The sequence below is a fragment of the [Empedobacter] haloabium genome (genome assembly GCA_008011715.2).
GTDB classification, from domain to species: domain Bacteria; phylum Pseudomonadota; class Gammaproteobacteria; order Burkholderiales; family Burkholderiaceae_D; genus Rugamonas; species Rugamonas haloabia.
This window is the reverse complement of record CP136508.1, coordinates 4,928,157-4,947,455: the sequence shown is the minus strand read 5'-3', so window position 1 is coordinate 4,947,455 and position 19,299 is coordinate 4,928,157. Positions and strand designations below refer to the sequence as shown.

General features: G+C 67.7%; 16 protein-coding genes. 10 read left to right on the top strand and 6 right to left on the bottom strand.

The window, feature by feature from the left end; all coding sequences use genetic code 11:
• Positions 1–82: 82 nt before the first annotated feature.
• Positions 83–547: a MarR family transcriptional regulator gene (locus E7V67_021645; protein ID WUR12281.1), complete on the bottom strand. Its 465-nt coding sequence runs from the start codon at positions 545–547 to the stop codon at positions 83–85.
• 137 nt (positions 548–684) lie between these two features.
• Between E7V67_021645 and E7V67_021640 the strand changes: the two genes are divergently transcribed.
• Together E7V67_021640 and E7V67_021635 are read left to right on the top strand one after the other, a co-directional pair.
• A complete protein-coding gene (locus E7V67_021640) occupies positions 685–999 on the top strand; it encodes a hypothetical protein (protein ID WUR12280.1) in 315 nt (104 codons plus the stop codon).
• Between the two features lie 168 nt (positions 1,000–1,167).
• Positions 1,168–3,492 carry a CHASE domain-containing protein gene (locus E7V67_021635; protein WUR12279.1) on the top strand — a complete coding sequence of 775 codons (2,325 nt, stop codon included), beginning with the start codon at positions 1,168–1,170 and terminating at the stop codon, positions 3,490–3,492.
• A gap of 23 nt (positions 3,493–3,515) precedes the next feature.
• Here E7V67_021635 and E7V67_021630 read toward each other — a convergent pair whose 3' ends face one another.
• Together E7V67_021630 and E7V67_021625 are read right to left on the bottom strand one after the other, a co-directional pair.
• A complete protein-coding gene (locus E7V67_021630; GenBank protein WUR12278.1) occupies positions 3,516–3,647 on the bottom strand; it encodes a hypothetical protein in 132 nt (43 codons plus the stop codon).
• Positions 3,648–4,335: 688 nt separating this feature from the next.
• On the bottom strand, positions 4,336–5,175 hold the full coding sequence (locus E7V67_021625) for a phytanoyl-CoA dioxygenase family protein (GenBank protein ID WUR12277.1): 840 nt from the start codon (positions 5,173–5,175) through the stop codon (positions 4,336–4,338).
• A 104-nt stretch (positions 5,176–5,279) separates the two neighbouring features.
• On the opposite strand from E7V67_021625, the gene E7V67_021620 reads away from it, so the two are divergent.
• Entirely contained in the window at positions 5,280–6,215 is a 936-nt protein-coding gene (locus tag E7V67_021620) for a LysR family transcriptional regulator (GenBank protein WUR12276.1), read from the top strand.
• Here E7V67_021620 and E7V67_021615 read toward each other — a convergent pair.
• On the bottom strand, positions 6,158–7,213 hold the full coding sequence (locus tag E7V67_021615; protein ID WUR12275.1) for a hypothetical protein: 1,056 nt from the start codon (positions 7,211–7,213) through the stop codon (positions 6,158–6,160). The two genes, E7V67_021620 and E7V67_021615, sit on opposite strands and share 58 nt — an antisense overlap.
• A gap of 193 nt (positions 7,214–7,406) precedes the next feature.
• On the opposite strand from E7V67_021615, the gene E7V67_021610 reads away from it, so the two are divergent.
• Positions 7,407–7,865 carry a hypothetical protein gene (locus E7V67_021610; protein WUR12274.1) on the top strand — a complete coding sequence of 153 codons (459 nt, stop codon included), beginning with the start codon at positions 7,407–7,409 and terminating at the stop codon, positions 7,863–7,865.
• 24 nt (positions 7,866–7,889) lie between these two features.
• Here E7V67_021610 and E7V67_021605 read toward each other — a convergent pair whose 3' ends face one another.
• Positions 7,890–8,894 carry an acetoacetate decarboxylase (ADC) gene (locus tag E7V67_021605; GenBank protein WUR12273.1) on the bottom strand — a complete coding sequence of 335 codons (1,005 nt, stop codon included), beginning with the start codon at positions 8,892–8,894 and terminating at the stop codon, positions 7,890–7,892.
• 122 nt (positions 8,895–9,016) lie between these two features.
• A complete protein-coding gene (locus tag E7V67_021600; protein ID WUR12272.1) occupies positions 9,017–9,439 on the bottom strand; it encodes a MerR family DNA-binding transcriptional regulator in 423 nt (140 codons plus the stop codon).
• 126 nt (positions 9,440–9,565) lie between these two features.
• Here E7V67_021600 and E7V67_021595 point away from each other — a divergent pair, with 126 nt between their 5' ends.
• From E7V67_021595 to E7V67_021570, 6 genes are all read left to right on the top strand, one after another.
• Positions 9,566–10,801 (top strand): NADH:flavin oxidoreductase/NADH oxidase family protein, encoded by a 1,236-nt coding sequence (locus E7V67_021595; GenBank protein ID WUR12271.1) that lies wholly within the window; start codon positions 9,566–9,568, stop codon positions 10,799–10,801.
• A gap of 83 nt (positions 10,802–10,884) precedes the next feature.
• A complete protein-coding gene (locus tag E7V67_021590; GenBank protein WUR12270.1) occupies positions 10,885–12,045 on the top strand; it encodes an ATP-binding protein in 1,161 nt (386 codons plus the stop codon).
• A 79-nt stretch (positions 12,046–12,124) separates the two neighbouring features.
• Positions 12,125–13,648: a hypothetical protein gene (locus E7V67_021585; GenBank protein WUR12269.1), complete on the top strand. Its 1,524-nt coding sequence runs from the start codon at positions 12,125–12,127 to the stop codon at positions 13,646–13,648.
• Positions 13,648–15,144 carry a hypothetical protein gene (locus tag E7V67_021580; GenBank protein ID WUR16326.1) on the top strand — a complete coding sequence of 499 codons (1,497 nt, stop codon included), beginning with the start codon at positions 13,648–13,650 and terminating at the stop codon, positions 15,142–15,144. Before E7V67_021585 ends, E7V67_021580 begins: the two co-directional genes overlap by 1 nt.
• Before the next feature lie 20 nt (positions 15,145–15,164).
• A complete protein-coding gene (locus E7V67_021575) occupies positions 15,165–15,641 on the top strand; it encodes a hypothetical protein (GenBank protein WUR12268.1) in 477 nt (158 codons plus the stop codon).
• Positions 15,642–15,650: 9 nt separating this feature from the next.
• Positions 15,651–19,298 carry a tubulin-like doman-containing protein gene (locus E7V67_021570; GenBank protein WUR12267.1) on the top strand — a complete coding sequence of 1,216 codons (3,648 nt, stop codon included), beginning with the start codon at positions 15,651–15,653 and terminating at the stop codon, positions 19,296–19,298.
• Position 19,299: the final 1 nt, after the last annotated feature.

Sequence of the window (19,299 nt, the reverse complement as noted above, 5' to 3'; positions counted from 1 at the left end):
TACTGCCGGGCGTCGTGCGCTGTCCGGGCGGACGTCCGCCTGTCCGGCCCGCTCAGGAGCCGTGGCGCACACGCGACGGCGCTCACACGTCGCTTTTCATCAGCTGGTCGCGCAACGTGTCGAGCTGGCCTTTCAGCTGCACGATCTGATCCAGGCTGCACTGGCTGGCATTGAACACGCAGGGTGGGATGGCGCGGGCTTTTTCACGCAAGGCGCTGCCCCGTTCCGTCAGCGCGATGATGACCTGGCGCTCGTCGCTGGCACTGCGCGTGCGCGTGACCAGCTCGGCCTGCTCCATGCGCTTGAGCAGCGGGGTCAGCGTGGCCGAATCGAGGAACAGGCGCTCGCCCAGGTCGGAGACGGTCTGCTCGTCGCGCTCCCACAGCACCATCATCACCAGATACTGCGAGTAGGTCAGGTCGAGCTGGCGCAGCAGCTTGCGGTACAGCTTGTTCATCGCCAGCGAAGTCGAGTACAAGGCAAAGCACAGCTGCTGGTCCAGCTGCGGGACGGCGGTCAGGGCATCGGGGAAGGCTTTCGTATCCATGTCCGCAGTATAGATAGCGTGCGATCTAGTTGCAAGCGATTTCCATTTTCCGAATGTGCTTGCCTGATGGCGGCGATTTGGCTTATCGTTTTGAAGCCTGCCAACCGCGCGGGCAGCGGGAAAGGAAAAGGGGAAAGATGATGAATCACATGAACCAGACCGACCCAAGAACAACAACGCCGGCCGACCAGCGTTTCCATCCGTCGGCCTTGTACCTCGTGCAACTCGATCCGCAAAGCGTGGTCGACGGCGTGCGCTACGACGACACCTACCTGGCGGACGAGATCCGCACCTGTGGCACGATGCGCGAGACCTGCCCGGTCTGCGGCGACGGCCATCTGCAACTGGTCCTGCGCCAGAAGAACGTCCGCATTCCGCACCTGTTCTGCCTGGAATGCACGCGCTGCTTCGGCGCCTTTCTCGAGGACGGCACGCCGGCACTGATCGAGTAGCCGTCCATTGCATCCCGGGCGGTACCGCCGGGTGCCGGTGGACGGGTGCGTCCACTGTGACGAAGCGTTTCGTGGACGAGACAACCTCGTGCCAATAAGGCATTGCTTCAGTGAATGTGCCGTTACCGCATGCTATAGTCGTCGCATCCATCCAGCAGCAAGAAAACGATGCGCGCACACGGTTATCTGGCCTTTACTGTCGGAATCTGCCTGACGACCTGGGCCTGCCTGTTCGCCCTCGATGCCCAGGATGCCCGCATCGCCGACCGCTTCGCGCGCGACGCGGACAAGGTGGCGCAGGACACGGAAGCGCGCCTGAAGACCTATTTCGACACGCTGCTCAGCATCCGCGCGCTGATGGTCGTGGACGAGCGTATCGGCCGCGCCGAATTCCATGACTATGTGCGCGAGCTGCGGCTGCAGCAGCGCTACCCCGGCTTCCAGGCCATCCAGCTGGTGCGCCGCGTGCCGGAAGCCGAGCTGGCCCGCCACGTGGCCGCCGTGCGCGCCGACACCAGCCTGGAGCCGGGCGGCTATCCGCACTACAAGCCCCATCCGGCCACCCGCCGCGACGAGCACTACCTGATCGAATACACGGAGCCCATGCGCGGCAACGAGAACGCGTTCGGGCTCGACCTCGTTGCGTTCCCTGCCCACCTGCAGGCGCTGGAGATGGGCCGGGACTCGGGCGAGCTGGTGGCCACCGAGCGCATCACGCTGGTGCAGGACACCAGCGGCGAGCCGGGCTTCATCGCGCGCCTGCCGCTGTACCGGCGTGGCGCGCCCCTGGCGACCGTCGAGCAGCGCCGCGCCGCGCTGACGGCGTTCGTCGCCATCGTGTTCCGCGTCTCCGACCTGATGCGCGAGGTGATCGACGCGCGCCTGCTGCGCGACATGCACGTCCAGATCAACGACGCCGGCTACCTCAGCGACGGCGGCGGCACCGCCCCGAGCATCGAGAACCTGATGTTCGACAGCGCGGGCCGCCTCAGCGCGGACCGGCCCAGGCCGGCCATCGTGCCGGGCCTGTCGACGCACACGACCTTGAACGTCGGCCAGCGCCACTGGCTGGTGCAGTTCAAGGGCTATCCGGGCGGGCGCTACGGCCGCGAGTACGAGACCATCCTGCTGATCGGTGGCTGCGGCTTCCTGATCAGCAGCCTGTTCGCGGCGCTGGTCGTCACGCTGCAGCGCCGGCGCGAGATGGCAAGCCGCCTGCGCGCCACGCTGGAAGAGCTGCGGGCGCTGCAGGACAGCGCTGTCGTCGGCATCGGCCTGTTCTCGGACGGGCGCATCGTCCGTTGCAACCGCGGGCTGGAGGACATGCTGGGCTATCCGCACGGCGCCCTGGTCGACCGGCCCGTGACGACACTGGTGCCCAGCGGTCCGGGCGATCCGTTCCAGTGCGGCGCCGGCGGCCAGCGCGCGTATGCGGAGCTGGAGCTGAGGCGGCGTGATGGCGCCAGCCTGTGGTGCATGGTCAACGGCCGCATGCTCGACCCGCGTGAACCGGGCAAGGGCAGCGTCTGGGTGCTGGCCGACATCAGCGATCGCCGCAAGACGGAGGCGGCGCTGGTCGAGAGCCGTCATGGCCTGGAGCACAGCCTGCGCGAGCTGGCGCAGCAGAAGGCGCACGCGGAGCAGGCGCACCGCGAGATGTCGGGCATGGTGCAGACCTTGCAGCAGGCCCAGGCCAGCCTGATCACGTCGGAAAAGATGGCGGCGCTGGGCGCCCTGGTGGCCGGCATCGCGCACGAGCTGAATACGCCGATCGGCAACAGCCTGCTGACGGCCACGGCGCTGGCGGACATGGTGACGGAATTCGAGCGCCACCTGGCCAGCGGCGGCGTGCGCCGCTCGGTGCTGGACGCGCACCTGGCGGACGCGAAAAAGGCCTGTAACATCATTGCCGCCTCGCTGGGCAAGGCGGCCGACCTGATCACGTCGTTCAAGCAGGTGGCGGTGGACCAGACCTCGGACCAGCGCCGCCGCTTCGCGCTGGCCGGCGTGCTGCACGACACGCTGGCCACCTACGCGGCCCAGCTGCGTCGCGCCAACTGCCGGGTGCACGTGGACGTGCCGGCCACGCTGGAATTCGATTCCTATCCGGGCAGCGTCAGCCAGGTGCTCAGCAACCTGATCAACAACGCCATTCTGCACGCGTTCGAAGGGCGCGAGCATGGCGTCATCACGATCACGGCCACGGCGCTGGACGACGACACGGCCGAACTGCGCTTTGCCGACAACGGCGTCGGCATGAGCAGCCGCACGCTGAACCAGGTCTACGACCCGTTCTTCACGACCAAGATGGGACAGGGCGGCTCGGGGCTGGGCATGAACATCGTCTACAACATCGTCACAGGCGTGCTGAAGGGCACGATCCGCGTCGAGTCCACGCCGGGGCAGGGCACGACGGTCATCATGACCCTGCCGCTGCGCGTGCCGCAACCCGTGAAACCCGGGACAGACCCCTGTTTTGAAGAAATTTCCTGAAAAATGGGGACAGACCCCATTTTTCAGGCAACGTAGCGCTCGCGCAGCAGTTGCAGCATGGCGACGTTCAGCTCCCAGGCATCGGCCACCGGCTGGCGCGTGTAGGGCAGGTTGAACGTGTACGGCGCCGGCCCGAACTCCGGCGTGATCGTCAAGAGCAGGGGCGCCGGCGGCGCGGCGCAGTGTGACGATGCGGTCCCACCAGCCCAGGTGCGCCGCCAGCTCGGCGGCATACTCGGGCGCGCGGAAGTCCGGCACCTGCGGTCCCTGCGCATGGCCGACGCGAGCGTGGATGTGGCGTACGCGCGGCAGGGTCAGGTCGAGCGGCTGCGGCTGGTCTTCCAGCAGCGATTCGCAGGCCACGCACCAGTGCGACAGGTCGGCCGTCAGCACCAACTGCGGCAAGGTCTCGAGGTAGGGCTTGAGCAGCATCGGGTGACCGGAGAAACGGCTGCGGTGGATCTCATGGACGATCGTCACGCCGTGCTCGCGACCGATCGCGTCGGCCAGTGCCAGCAGCTCCTCGTTCTGCTCGCGGCTGTAGTAATCCTTGCCGGTGTGCGAATTGACCAGCAGCGGGCGCGCTGCGCAGGCGTTATGCAGCAGTGCCTGCAGCGCGGCACGGTGCTCGTGGAACTGCGGGTGGAACACCGTTTCCCATTGCGCGGCGACGAGGTCCAGCTTCGCATCGGCGATGCGGCGCAGCCAGTCGCCGCGCTGGGCGGCGTCCAGCGGCAGCGCCATCTCGATGCCGTCGAAACCGGCCGCCACCACCTTGTCGATGAAGACCTGCGCGGGCAGGTCGTTGCTGCCCCAATGCGGGGCCAGGATACGGATCTGCATTTAGATGAAGCCTCGCACCGGGAACGAAGCGTCGCGCTGGATCCAGTTGCGCGGCGAGTAGACGGTGCTGGCGTCCGTCGCGTGCAGCGTGTACGCATGGCGCGACACCGGCGAGCGGTTCGGCGCGCTGTAGTGCGGCAAGAGGCCATGGAAGCAGACCAGGGCGCCGGCCTTGCATTCCAGCGGCACGGCGGTGCTGTCGTCCGGCCATGGCGTGCTGTCCAGCTTTTCCACCTTGATGTCGTCGCCATTGCGCACGAAGCGCTCGCGCAGCGGCGTGCGGTGGCCGCCCGGCTCGGCCCACAGGCAGCCGTTGTCCAGGGTGGCGTCCTCCAGCGCGAACCAGAACGTCGTCACGCTGATCGGGTCCGTCTCGAAGTACGTCGCGTCCTGGTGCCAGCGTACTTCGCCGCCGATGCCGGGTTGCTTGAAGATGTACATCGACTGCCAGACCTGCGCGTTCGCCAGTCCCAGGTCGCGCGCGACGGCGGCCAGGCGCGGGTCAGCGGAGAAGGCGCGGAACACCGGATCGAGGTCGTGCATCGCGTGGCCGATCTTGTTGATCGACAGCGACTTGGCCTGCTTCAGCTGGCCGTCCGGACCAAACGCTTCTTCCTCGAAGAAGCAGCGGATCGTGTTGTCCGAGCGGAGGAAGTACTCGTCCGCCTTCTTTTCCTGGTCCTTGGTGGTGAAGATGCCTTGCGCGACTCGTGGGTCGAACTCGTCGACGATCTGGGCGGCGCGCGCGCGCAGCGCGGCGATCTCCTGGGGCGACTTGAAGTCGGGGACGACGACGTATCCGTCGCGTTGGTACTGCTCTTTCTGGGCTGCGCTCAGCATGGTGGAACTCCGGCTAGGGTGAGATGGCCATTGTACGGACCCGCACTGTGCCCGGATAGCGTCGTATGGTTGACACATTGTCGCCAAACTGACGACAATCGCTCATGGATCAACTGAAAGCCATGGAAATCTTCGTCGAGGTGGCGCGCCTGAAAAGCTTCAGCGCGGCAGGGCGCCGGCTCGGGCTGTCGCGCGCGCTGGTCAGCAAGCATATCCTGCAGCTGGAGGAAACGCTGGGCGTCCGGCTGCTGCACCGCTCCACCCGCGAGGTCAGCCTGACGGACGCCGGCCAGGCTTACCTGGAACCGTGCAACGCGGCGGTGGCGCAGGCACAGGAAGCGACGCGCATCGCCACCCAATCCGGCGCCGGGCTGGCCGGGCCGCTGCGCATCCAGGCGCCGTCCAGCTTCGGCAGCACCTGGCTGGCCGACGCATTGGCCCGCTTCTGCCTGCCGCACCCGCAACTGCAACCGCTGCTGCACGTGGACGACGCGCTGCTCGATCCGATCGAACATGGCTTCGACCTGACCATCCGCGTGGGCGGCATTCCGGACAGCCGCGCGCTGGCGATCCGTCCGCTGGCGCCGTGCCGCGGCATCCTGTGCGCGGCGCCGGCCTACCTGGAGCGCTTCGGCATGCCGGAAGCGCCGGAAGCGCTGCGCGCGCACCGCTGCCTGCACTTCTCGCACCTGACCGACGGCACCGCGTGGCGCTTCGCCCGTGCCGGCGAGCAGCGCGTGGTGCGCGTCGATGCGGCGTTCACGTCGAATAACGGGATAGTGCTGCAGCAGGCGGCCCTGCAGGGAATGGGGATCGTCTACAGCACCACCTTCCTGGCCATGCGCCACCTGCTCGATGGCAGCCTGGTGCCGGTGCTGGCGGCCTGGGAGCTGCCGCTCAACTATCTGTCGGCGCTGTATCCGGCCAGCCGGCAGCCGTCGCCCAAGGTGCGCCAGCTGATCGATTTCCTGGTGGCCGAATATCAGCCGGTGCCGCCCTGGGACGCGGCACTGGCGACCGTCCAGGCGCCGTCGGCGTAGATCCGTTCATCGTCCAGGTAGACGCCCTCCGTCACGGCAAACACGTCGACGTGGTAGCGCGCGTCCTTGCGCTTGAATTGCGGCTTCTGGTACTGGCCATGCTTGGCGCCCAGCGACAGGTGCACGCCGCACATGCGTTCATACGTGCCGATATCGTCCACCGTGCGCGTGAACGAGAATGCGCGGTTCATGCCGAAGCCCAGCTCGCGCACCCACACCTCGCCCTCGTGTGCGCGAATAATCTCCAGCATCGCGTCGAATTCGGGCGTGCTGTTTTCCGCGCCGGTCACGCGGCCTTTCTCGACGATCATCGTGATCGGCGTGGCGGGGCGGTTGACGCGGAACGACGTGTCGCCGAAGACGAACACGCGCACCCGCCCGTTGACGGCTTCGAGGTCGCGCGCTTCCGTGAACACCTCGCCGATGGGGAACAAGCCGCCCACGTTCTTCATCGCGCTGTAGTCGCCGATATTGAGCTTGGCTTCCTCGAACGGCGACGCGAACACCAGCGTGTTGCCGGCGCCGCTGTCGACGACACCGCCGCCGGCCGCATCGAGCCGCGCTTTCAGCGCATGGCCCACGCCGCGGAAGTAGGCGGGATCATAGGCCAGCGCGTCGATGTAGACCAGGCCCTGCTCGCCCGGCATGCGCGACAGGTGCATGTGCTCGATCACCTTCAGCCCGCGCTTGAACAGCTCCATGCGGATGCGGTAGTCGTTCAGGCGGAAGCTGGTGGTCTGGATCAGCACCGTCAGGCCACCGGGACCCAGCCGCTCGAACGCCGCCAGGACCTGTTCCGGGCCCGTGCTGTCGAAGTCGAGGAAGGTGGCGTCCGGCAGCGCACGGCGGTAGGCCTGCGTCAACGCGGCGTTCAGTTCGCTGCGGCAGTCGTACACCACCAGCGCCGCCTGCGCGGGCGTGTATTCGATGGCGTATGCCAGCAGGTCGGCCACGTTGCGGGCGGCCGTGTCCAGGACAGCCGTTGGAAAAGACGTCATATTTGCAGGCAGTACAAGAAAAATGGGCGGTTTTTGCCGGAAAGTGTTGCGGGCATGCGCATTATACGGTTCCATACCGGTCGCAAACGCCGGCCGGCTTGTAGCAGCCAGGAGCGCGGGTTAGAATCGGTCCATATATAGCCGAGCGGCAACATTTTTTGTCCGGCGCAACGAATTCAGGTGGGGAATCAGGATGACAGTGACGTTTGGCCAGGACTTGCCGCTGGAGCGGCCCGATGCGGACAGCCGCGCGGCCCTGTTCGTGCCCACCGCGGCCATCAAGGACGACGTCATGCAATTGCTGCGCAACGGCGCCGCCGTCGTCGGTTTCGGCAATCACGACCGCACCCTGACGATCTACTACGAGAGCAACCGCTTCAACGAGGCAACGCTGTCCAAATGGGAGCAGAAAGCGCGCAAGGCCTATGACCGCCTGGTCGACAACCTGCCCACCACGTCGAAAATGATCGTCAAGATGGAGTATTTTGAGCAGGTCGGCTACATCAACGGCAAGGGCATCAATATCCGGCGCATGGACAGCCTGAAGCGCTGGCTGGAATTGTCCGACGCAATGGAGTCCGCGCCGGACAGCGATTCGGTGCCCTGGACGCCACCGCCGCCGCCGAAGAAGATCAACCTCGGCGGCGATTGACCCGCCGCAGCGCGCCTGCGTGGTTCAGCGCGAACCGTCGCGCGCGGCCAACGGGCGCGGTGCATACAGCGCGCTCTGGAACTCCGGAACGTATTGATACCTGATCATCTTCCCGAGCTTCAGCGTGGCGACGAAGGTGCCCAGCGCGCCGTTCCCTGCCGTCAGCCTGACCGCCTTGCCATTCGTACTTGAACCGTGCCGCACCAGGCGCGATACCGCATAGGCGTAGGTCGGCTGGCCCGTCCGGTCCACGTTCGTGAAGTTGTTGGTGACCAGTTCCGCCTCCGTGGAAAGCTCGTCGAGCTTGTCCGCCTCGAGCGCAAAGTCGACCTGGCCAGTGGCACTGTCCATGACTGCGAACCCGACCTGCGGCCCGTCTTCGCGGAAGTCGATCCCGGTCAGCCACTTCGGCAGGTTGTAACCGACCACCCCGCGCACCCGGGCCAGTTCCGTATTGACGGGCAGCTTCAGCACATATCCCCAGAATCCCTTCGACAGCGACTGGCCGATCAACGTCAGCGGTCCCAGGCTGGTGCTGCCCGGTTCGTTGGTGACGATCGAAATCGAGACTTCGTTGTAGCTGTCGTTATCGCACAGCCGGTAGCGGTAGCCCGTGATCGCGACCAGGCCGCGCCCGGGCCACACCTGCACCGGTTGCACGGTTTGTGCCAGGGCGGGCGGGATCAACTCGCGCAGCCGCGCCAGGTTGGCGGTGAACACCGCGGTCAGGCTGCTGTTGCGGTAGTAGAAATTGGGCGAATAAGTGTCGAAGCCGATATCCACCTTTTCCTTGCGCAGCGTGCGCAACCAGGATAAGTCGACATCGGGCGCTTCCTGTTCGATGACGACCAGCGGCGGGTTGGAACGGAAGCGGTCGTACAGTCCGCCCTGGACGACCGGCACGGCGTGGCCCGCGACATCGATGACGGTCAGGGACCGGTCCAGCGCCGGCGGCGCGGCCGCCAGGGAGGGCAGGGCGACGGCCTGCAACAGCGCGCCGGTCACGGCGGCGAGATTTCGACGTTTCATGTGTTGGCACCTTGCGTTGGGTTGAATGGCATGGGTACGGCTGCACGGGCACGTGAGTGCCGCGAAACCATCCTAACTTTCAACTTCACTTCAAGGTCAAGCGGGATTTTGCCGCGTTCGGTTCACGCCTTGCGCGGCACGGCAGGGATGCCCAGCCGGTCCATCACGCGTACCGCGTTCTCCTCGCAGTCCATGCCTTCCGGCTTGGTGTCGACCAGGTGCAGCAAGGTAAGCAGATGGGCTTTGTTCTGGGCCAGCTGCACTTCCATCGCCTCGATATGGCGCACCTTGTCGCGCAGGGCCGCCACCAGCTCGTCATGACGCCAGCTGGCAAAGTCCTGCGGCAGCAACTGGCCTATCTCGTCGAGCGTGAAGCCGGTACGCTGGGCGTTCGTGATGATTGACAGTACCGCGATCGCTTCCAGCGGATAGTCCCGGTAGCCGTTCGCGCCGCGGCTGACGGCGTTGAGCAATCCCTTCGACTCGTAGAAGCGGATTGCCGAGGGCGCCAGTCCGGTGCGTTTCGCCAGTTCGCCGATCTTCATGGTCCTCTCCCAAAGTCATCGGAGCACTTTAGCATCCGTAGCATCGACGAACAAGGCGAAAATACCGCTTGACCTTAAAGTTCACTTGAATCTTATGATCGGACCCATCTGATCATGGAGCCCCCGATGAACCCGTTCGTTCCCCTCACCTTGCCCAATGGCACCCAGCTGCCCAACCGCCTCGCCAAGGCGGCGATGGAAGAAAATCTTGCCGATGCCGAGCACGCGCCATCCGATGAGCTGATCCGCTTGTACCGGACCTGGGCCGCCGGCGGCGTCGGCCTGCTCATCACCGGCAACGTGATGGTGGATCGGCGTGCGATGACGGGCCCAGGCGGCGTCGTGATCGAATCGGCGCGCCATCGCGAGCGTTTCGAGCGCTGGGCGCAGGCAGCGCAGGCCGACGGCGGCCGCATCTTCATGCAGCTCAATCACCCGGGGCGCCAGATGCCGGCGGCCCTGGGGCAGCCAACCATCGCGCCCTCGGCGGTGCCGCTCGACCTGGGCAACTTCTCGAAACAATTCGCGGCGCCGCGCGAGATGTCCGAGGCCGACATCGTCGACGTCAAGCGCCGCTTTGTCGAAGCGGCAGTGCTGGCGCAGTCGTTCGGCTTCGACGGTGTGCAGATCCACGCGGCCCACGGCTACCTGTTCAGCCAATTCCTGTCGCCCATCGCCAACCGCCGCACGGACCGGTGGGGCGGTCCGGTCGAAAACCGGGCCCGCCTGCTGCTGGAGGTGGTTGCCGCGGTGCGGGCCGCCGTCAAGCCGGGCTTCGCCGTGTCGGTCAAGCTCAATTCGGCCGATTTCCAGCGCGGCGGTTTCAGCCCCGAGGATGCCAAGGCCGTGGTCGGCATGCTCAATCCACTGGGTGTGGACCTGCTCGAGCTGTCTGGCGGCAGTTACGAGGCACCCGCCATGCACGGCCAGACGCGGGACGGGCGGACCCTGGCGCGCGAAGCCTATTTCCTTGAATTCGCCAGGGACATCGGCGCCGTGGCGCGCATGCCGGTAATGGTCACTGGCGGCGTGCGGCGCCTCGCGGTCGCGCAGCAGGTGCTGGACAGCGGCGTTGCCATGGTCGGCATCGCCACGGCACTGGCCCTCGATCCCGCGCTGCCGCACGCCTGGCGCGCGGGCAGCGCCAGCGCACCGGCCCTGCGCCCCGTCACGTTGAAGAACAAGGTGCTGGCGTCGCTGGCCTACATGGCCATGGTGAAGCACCAGTTGCGCAAGCTGAGCCGGGGACAACTGCCGAACCCCGGTGTGGCACCGGTGTACGCCTTGCTTCAGCAACAGATCGATACGACGGTGCGCAATCGGCGCTACCGCCGCTGGATGCGGCAGGTCACCAGCCACTGACAGCCACTGAAAGTCACTGAGCACTATAAAGCGCTATAAACGCCTATAATTGGCGCAATCCGCGTTTCTGCAGGAATTGCACCTTGGCAACCCACGCAAGTCCGAACATCTTTCACCGCCCTGAGCTGGCCCGCAAGCTGGCGCAGCAGATCCTGCACGTCTCGCCCACCTCCGCGTCGTCGTCCGGCGTGTTCCTGGCCGCGCCGCGCCGTACCGGCAAGACCACGTTCATGCGCCACGACCTGACGCCGGCGCTGCGCGAGCAGGGCGCGATGGTGATCTATGTCGACCTGTGGGAAGACCCCAAGGCCGATCCCAGCGACGTGATCGTGGCCGCCATCCGCGCCGCGCTGTCGAACCACGAGCCGGCGCTGCTGCGCCTGGCCAAGAGCCTGGGCCTTGGCGGCGCCAAGGTGGGTGGCGTCGAGTTCTCGCTGGACCGCGTCGGCCTGGGCAAGGACGTCTCGCTGGTGCAGGCCCTGTCGGCGCTGTCGGAAACGTCGCAGACCATCATCGTGCTGATCATCGACGAAGCCCAGCATGCGATCACCACGCCGGCCGGCAACGACGCCATGTTCGCGCTCAAATCCGCCCGCGATGAACTGAACAGCAACCAGTTCGGGCTGCGGGTGGTCTGCACCGGCTCGAACCGCGACAAGCTGGCGATGCTGAAGAACAGCAAGGACCAGGCCTTCTTCGGCGCGCCGCTGATCAACTTCCCGCCGCTGGGCGAGGCCTACGTCAAGTGGTTCTGCGACCATACCGACGACCTGCCGGCCCGGCTCGACCCGGCCCTCGTCGCGCCGCTGTTCCTGCGCTCGGGCAACCGGCCGGAAATCCTGGGTGCCGCCGCCGACGAGCTGCGCTTCGACTTCGCCCTGGAGGCGGAGGGCCTGAGCGAACGTTTCGTTGCCGCCGTCGAGTCCCAGATCGCCGCCGCCAACGACGACACGATGCGCGTCGTCCATTCGCTCACTCCGATCCAGTTCGCCGTGCTGTGCGTGCTGGCCGCGGCCGGCGAAAAATACGCGCCGTTCGAGTCAGCCACGTTGGAAAAATACCGCGCGGCCGCTCGCCGTGTCAGCGGCGACGAGGTCGCCATCGAAACCCCCGCCGTACAGCAGGCGCTGTCCGCATTGCAGGAGAAAAGCCTGGTATGGAAGGCTTCGCGCGGCGTGTATGCCATCGAAGACGTGGCGCTGGTCGAACTGCTGCGCGGCCACGGCTACCTGGAGCAGCTCTAGGCGCCGTCCGACGCCCCTGATGCGTTATGATTGACACAACTGCGCGCGCACGCGCGCGAATGTCGATTGGCGGAGGAATATGGCGTACAGGTGGGTGACGGCAAACAGCGTCTGGCTGGAGGAGGAGCACAACCGCTTCGAACTGGAGGCGGGCAGGGATTTGCCTCGGATCGACTGGCCGGCGGCGCGCCACCGCCTGCCGGATGTGGCGCAACTGCTCGGTGCGGCGCTGCCGGCCGGCTGCGCCCATGCCCCCATCTATCCAGAAGGCTTTGCCTACTGCCCCGAATGCGGCGCGCCGCTGCGCACCGGCCCCGCGTCGCACCTGCCGTCCTGGTGGGGCGCGACCACCGCCAACCTGGGACCGGAAGACCATCCGCTGCCGCGCCACGTGCCGCATGGCCTGCCGCAGACGGCGCAGCCGCTGGCGGCCGCGCTGGAAACCCGGCCGCCGGAACCCGCCCGCGGCCAGGCCGAACTGAAGATTCCCGCGCCACCGAACGCCGTCTGCGTGTTTGCCGCCGCCACATTCGGCTATGCCGCGCAGCGGCTGCTGGCGCTGGCCTACACCCGCAACGTGCTGCAGTACTGGGACCCGGAGGCGCAGCATTGGGACGTACTCGCGCCGGAAGAGGGCACGGCCGACCTGCGCTTCGATGGCTCGCAATATGCTTGGCTGCCGATCGTGCAGCCGGCCCGGCGCGGCGAGGTGGCGCTGGTGCCGTCCGAGCAGGGCCTGTACCGCCTGGTGATCGACCCGATCGGCGCCACCTTCCGCACCGAACCCGTACTGGAAGTGCCGCTGGTCGCCAGCCCTGGCGCGGTGGGCCGGCGCATCGCCTGCCTGGTCGTCAGCGGCGCGCACTACGCCCGCACCGTAAGGCTGTGGACGGCCGGTCCCGACGGCGCCGATCCGGAAGCGCTGGACATCCTCGCCGGCGACGGCGACGCGGCCATCCCGACGGCCGGCTGGGCGCGCCCGTACAGCTACGACAACCAGCTGTGCTGGCTGCACGAGGAAGGCCAGCTGCTGTGGCGCCCCGGCAGCGCGCCGCGCTGGCAGCCCTGGCCCTTCCCCTGGCAGCCGCGCCTGCAGTGCGGTGGTCCCACGCGCAGCCGCGACGGCCGCCTGTGGCTGCTGGGGCACGACGGCGCCGCCTACTCCTTGCGCGAGCTGGGCACGGAAGGCCCCGGCCAGGTCGAGCCGATCGACAGCGTGCGCCTGGGCTTCGGCACCTTGCTGTTCCGCCGCGGCCACCAGGTCAAGGACGACCCCTGGGCCGCGCCGGACGTGGAGGACCAGAACCGCGAGGATGCCTACGTGCTGCCGCTGCTGGAAACGGTGGGCGCCGCGCGCAGCCAGCCCTCCGGCCTGGTGCTGCGCATCGAAGGTTTCACGGGGCGGGCCGAGGCGGCATTGTCCGGCGAGGTGCTGCCGCGCACCGTGATCGAATGGGTGGGCCAGCGCAACGTGATGCTGGACGACGTGGCGCGCCTGAAGAACCCGGCCGATTGCGTGCCCTTCGTCTACGACGGCAAGCTGTGGCTGCACCACCCCAGTTGGAACGCGATCCGTGGCTGGCACCTGGAGAGCGTGGCGTGATGCGCCCGCTCGTCCTGGCCGCGGCCTCGCTGTGCGCTGTTGCCTATCCTTCTGCCTGGGCCACCTCGCACGTATTCCTGGTGCAGAATTCCGGCTGGATGGAACCGTTCTATACCGACCCCGCCTCGCAGTACAAGCCGCTGGTGGAAGCGGTGATCGGCGCCGCCACGCAGCCGGGCGACGCGCTGGTGCTGGCCTCGTTCAACCAGGGCCTGCCCGGCGCACCGTCGCCGCGCGCGCTGCTGGCGCGCACGGTGGACAACAAGCCGTCCACCGCCGCCGTGCACGCGGCATTGGCGCCGCTGGCCGTGGCGCGCAAGCCGAACAGCAACGCGCTGGCGGACACCGACCTGGGCGAAGCTGTCGGCACGGCGATGACGCAGGCGCTGGGCGGCAAGCCAGGCCTGGTGTGGCTGTTCACGAACAACAAGAACAGTCCGAACAACGACCAGGCCACGGCCCAGCGCAACCGCGAGTTCTACCAGCTGATTCACGCCGGCACCGCGATCACCAAGGCCGTTGCCTTCCCGCTGCACATGCCCGTCAAGGGTGAACGCTACAGCGCCAACGGCCTGATGGTGTATGTGTTCGCCGTGCAGGAGCAGGGCCGGCGCGAACTCGATGCGCTGCTGCGCAGCGGCCGCCTGGCGCAGGTCATCACCGAACCGCCGGCGCGCCTGAAGCCGCTCGACCAGGACACGGTGCGCCTGGTGCCGACCCGCGTCGAGAACGTGCCCGGCGTGACGTTCGCCACCTTGCCGGACGGCCGCTTGCGCGCCGACGTCGATGCGCAGGCCACCGCCAACGGCCCGGCACCGGCCGCCCGCATCACGTGGCGGCTGGAGAACGCCATCTACCCGTACACCATCGCGCACGCGCGCATCGCCGCACAGTCGGCGCTGGCCGGCGCCGTCCAGCCGATCGGGCTGGCGCAGGAAGAGGTCACGGCACTGGCCCCCGGTAAAGCGCAGCCGCTGGCCTCGACGATGGCACTGCCGGTGGCGAACCTGCCGGGCAAGTGGTCGCTGGCCGCGCTGCAGTCGGCCGGCTCGGCCCAGGTGCTGCCGGGCCGGATCGACGTGCAACTGGCCGGGCAGCGCCTGGAGCTGTCGCAGGCCTTCCGCCAGCGCATGGCCACGCTGTTCCCCGGCGACCCGCTGCCGGACATCTTCACGCCGCCCGAACGCATCCAGGGCTCGCGCGCCACCCTGCCGGTCGAAGTGCGGCTGCAGCACGGCGCCGCTCCGTTGCTGGCCGCCCTGGGCGGCCTGTTCGCGCTGCTGGCCGCCGCTGGCGCCGCGCTGGTCGCCGCCACGCGCGGGCGCAAGGTGCTGGTGACCGTCGAGGGCGAGCCGCGCACCGTGCACACCAAGGCCGGCGCGAAGACGCCGCTGTACGACCGCGCCGGCAACAAGGTCGCGGAGCTGCACACCACCTTATTTGGCAATCGGCTGGCGGACGTGCGCGAGGGCGCCCAGGTCCGGCTCGGCCGGTAAAAAAACACTCAGAGGATTTGATGACTACCAACGCAATCTTGCTGGCGCAAGCCAATACGGATCCAGGCTTCAAGGTGCCGGGGAACGAGGACAAGGCGACGTCGCCGGCCGCGCCGTCCGGCGACGGCACGTTGAGCACCACGCCGCCCGCCGGCGAGACGGCCAGCGGCATGGAAGTGGCGCCCGTCGCTGGCGCGCCGGCGACCGACACCTCGACACGCGACATCGCCATCGGCGGCGCCGTCTTCGTCGTGCTGCTGGTCGTGTTCTTCTTTGCCCGCAACGCCTTCGCCAACCACCTGGTGCGCCGCCGCGTGGCGCCGTCGTCGGCCGACACGGCCGGCTGGCTGCTGTTCTTCGGCCTGGCGTTCCTGAGCGCCGCCGTCGTGCTGGGCTTCGTCAACTCGACCAAGTTCCTCAACGTGGCGATCACGGGCACCCTGCTGGTGTTCGGCATCGCCGCCATCGCCGGTGCCCTGTTCACCGGCCGGCGCTAGGAGGACGGCATGGCGGAGATTCCCGGCATCGAAAAAAAGGCGGAACTGAAGATCGACCTGCGCCCCACGCTGTTCATCGGCGCGGGCGGCACCGGCATGGAAGTCATGATGCGCATCCGGCGCCGCATCCTGTCGGCGGTGTGGAACCGCCACCACCCCGCGCGGGTCGAGTCGATCGGCGAGTTCCCGGTCGCGCGCTTCCTGCATGTGGACCTGGACAGCGGCGCCGTCATCGACGACGGCAAGTCGCAGCGCACCGACCCCTGGTACGAGCTGGTCAAGCTGGGCGACGAGGAACGCCTGGTCGAATCCATCGACCTGCAGCAGTACCACGAGTCGGACGACAGCCTGGCGCGCTTCCCGCTGATCGAGAACTGGATGCCGCTGCGGCCCAAGAAGCTGCGCTCGCTGGGCATCGATCCGTCCAAGGGCGCGGGCCAGATCCGCGCCGTGGCGCGGCTGTACCTGTTCGACAAGTACCCGAAGCTGCGCGGCCGCATCAAGGGCGCGCTGAATTTCCTGGCCAGTAACGCCGGCCAGGAGCGCAAGGACAATTACCAGCGCCTGGGCCTGCAGGTCGACACGTCGAAGTTCCGCATCGTCGTCATCGCGTCGAACGCGGGTGGCACCGGCGCCGGCACGGCATTGGACCTGGGCTGGATTGCCAAGGCCATCGCGCGCCAGGAAGTGGCGGACAGCCAGGTCGATCTCGTCATGTTCATGCCGGGCGGGTACGCCAAGGCGAACAAGGAGCGCACCGAAGCGAACGCCTATGCGACGTTGATGGAGATGGAAACGGCGATGCGCGACATGAACGCGCAGGTGCGCTGGGCCGATCCGGACAGCCTGACCGGGCGCGGCGCGCCGTTCGACGACGTGTATTTCGTCGACACCGCCAACCTGTCCAACAAGGCCACGCAGGACGTGCGCGACGTCTACCAGATGGTGGCCGACTCGCTGTTCGAGGATTTCGCCTCGGCCGATTTCGCCAACCGCAAGCGCTCGGTGGCCGTCAACCAGCAGCAGCACAAACTGGGACCGTTCAACCCGCGCGTGCCGGAGCAGCGCTTCGGCGACATGCGCCTGTCGTACTCGAAAGTGTATTCCGCTTTCGGCCAGGCCGTGCTGGACACCCAGCAAAGCCTGCGCGAGGACATCCGCGCCTATGAACTGGCGGCGCTGATGGTGAAGGCCTTCTTCGGCATCGCGGGCAGCGACGGTGCGCAAGGCCGCCGTGCCGGTGACCAGGAACGCGACGTCTTCATGCGCGAGCAGATGCTGATGGCCGAGCGGCCGTTCGACGAGTTCCCGGACTTCCGCAAGGGCACGGTGGACGTCACGCCGTTCCAGGAGTACGCGCTGTCGGACCACCTGCTGATGGACAAGGACCAGCGCTCGCTGCTGGAGCGGGTGGAATCGAAGGTGCAGATGGAGATCGACCGCATCACGGGCGGCTACGACCTCAAGATCTGGCGCGAGAAGGTGGCCGAGCTGCTGCCGCACCTGGAGCGCGACGCCATCCGCGAGGCCGGCGCCATCGCCGAGACCAGCGAGGACCGCCTGAAGCGCCACACCCAGGAGCTGCTGGTGCGCATGAAGGGCCGCATCCGCGAGCGCCTGTACGCGCTGCTGGACGACCGCAAGCAGGGTGGCCTGGAATTCGTGCTGACCCTGCTGGAACAGATCAAGGCCCGCATCGCCCAGCGCGACCTGCCGCACATGGAGCACAATGCGCGCCGCTACCGCGAGCTGCGCGACGCGCTGCGCACGCGCCAGGTGGAGGAATCGCTGAACAACCTGGCGCAGGCCGCCAACAAGTGGATCAACGCTGGCGCCCAGGCGCGCGAGGTGATCGTGCACCTGAAGCGCGACATCTCGGACTACCTGCGCTTCCACCTGCTGGCCGTGGCGGCCGGGCAGGCGACCGAAGTGCTGCGCTCCCTGTCGGCCTGGCTGGGCGACATCCAGTCCGTCGACGAGCGGGGCCGCGCCGTCTGGTCCGGCATCGCCGGCGAGTTCCAGGAAGGACGGCGCTGCGTCGAGGCGATGCTGGGCGCGGTGGACCAGCGCATCGCGCAATTGCGCGCGGACGCGCAGCATGAACACGCGACCTATATGAAGCTGGCGGCGGACGTGCTGCCGGAGCCGGTGCAGCTGACGGGCGACGTCAGCGCCTGGAGCGAGGAAGTATTGGCCGAATTCGGCGGCTCGGCGCGGCTGTTCCCGCAGCTGGGCGACGAGAAGCTGCGCGCCGCGCTGCTGCTGAAGCTGTTCCGCCGCGCGCAAACGCAGCTGACGGCCGACGAGATCGCGGCCAGCGGCGAGGCGCCGGCCGATCCGCTGCTGGAGCGCCTGCTGGCGCTGTCGGCGCAAGAGCGCCAGCGCATTTTCAACGAGTGGCTGAGGAGCGCCATGCCGTGGGTGAACGCGCGCTTCTCGGCCGAGTTCACGCCGAACGCCGACCAGTTCAAGTGCTTCATCGGCGTGGGCGACGCCAACGCATGGCGCCGGCTCGAGGCGGAGATCCGTGCCGCGGTGCCGACGGGCTTCTTCCACGGCGACCTGGTCAACATCGTCAACACGGGCATCGCCGGGCGGGCGGTGTGCTACATCGAGCTGTCCGGCTTCCCGATGACGGTGCTGCGCGGCCTGCCCACGTGGCGCACCTCGTACCAGATCGAGAACCCGAAGATCCCGACCCACCTGCATTTCGACGCGACCCGCTTCCGCCATCCGATCGCGCCGAACATGGATGAACTGAACCGGCTGGCCGACGACTACGAGTGGTTCCTGCAGGCGGTGGCGACGGGCGTCCTGAAGCGCAAGGCCGACCTGGCCGACCGCGAAGCGACGTTCCAGCCACGCGGCCAGTACCTGTTCGAGGTGGAGCACGGCTCGGGCGAATGGCTGCAGGTGGGGAACGAGTTCGCCATCCGCTCCAACGGCCTGCCCCCGTTCTACCGCGAGCAGATCGTCACGGCGGTGCAGCAGCGCCTGGCGCGCATGGGACCGCACCAGTTGCTGCTGCTGGCGGCGCTGATGCGCCATTACCAGCAGCGCGTCTACCAGCCCAAGCTGGAGATGGACGAGACCGGCGCCGAGTTGCCGTCGCCGTCGCTGCCGAACATCACGGCGCGCCGCCTGCACGACGAATGGCTGCGCCGCGCCGCCGCCACGGCCAGTGCCACCGATCCTGGCCTGCCGGCGCTGGAGGACAAGGCGCTGGACCTGCTGGCGCAATGGAGCGACGTGGTGCCGGGTTCCGCGCACGACGCCTATCCGTGGGAGGTGCAGCATGCGGTCGACAAGCGCGTGCCGCGGCCGGAGTTCCTGGCCAGCGAAGCGACGGCCGCGCACCTGCTGGCCGGCGCCGCGCCAGCCGCCGCGGCCAGCGCCGTGCTACCGGTCGCGAGCCCTGCGGCGCAGACGTCGCTGTACAAGGTGTTCGTCAACCGCATGCAGCAGGGGCCATACACGGTGCAGGAGCTGGCCGAGCGCGTGGCGCGCGGCGAGATCGACGGCGCCACCAAGGTATGGGACATGCGCTGGGTGCCGCACGTGGACCAGTGGAAGCCGGCGCGCGAGCTGCCGCAACTGGCCGTGTTGTTCGCGCCCGCGATCCCCGACCCGACGGACGAGATCCCGGACCCCGAGTAAG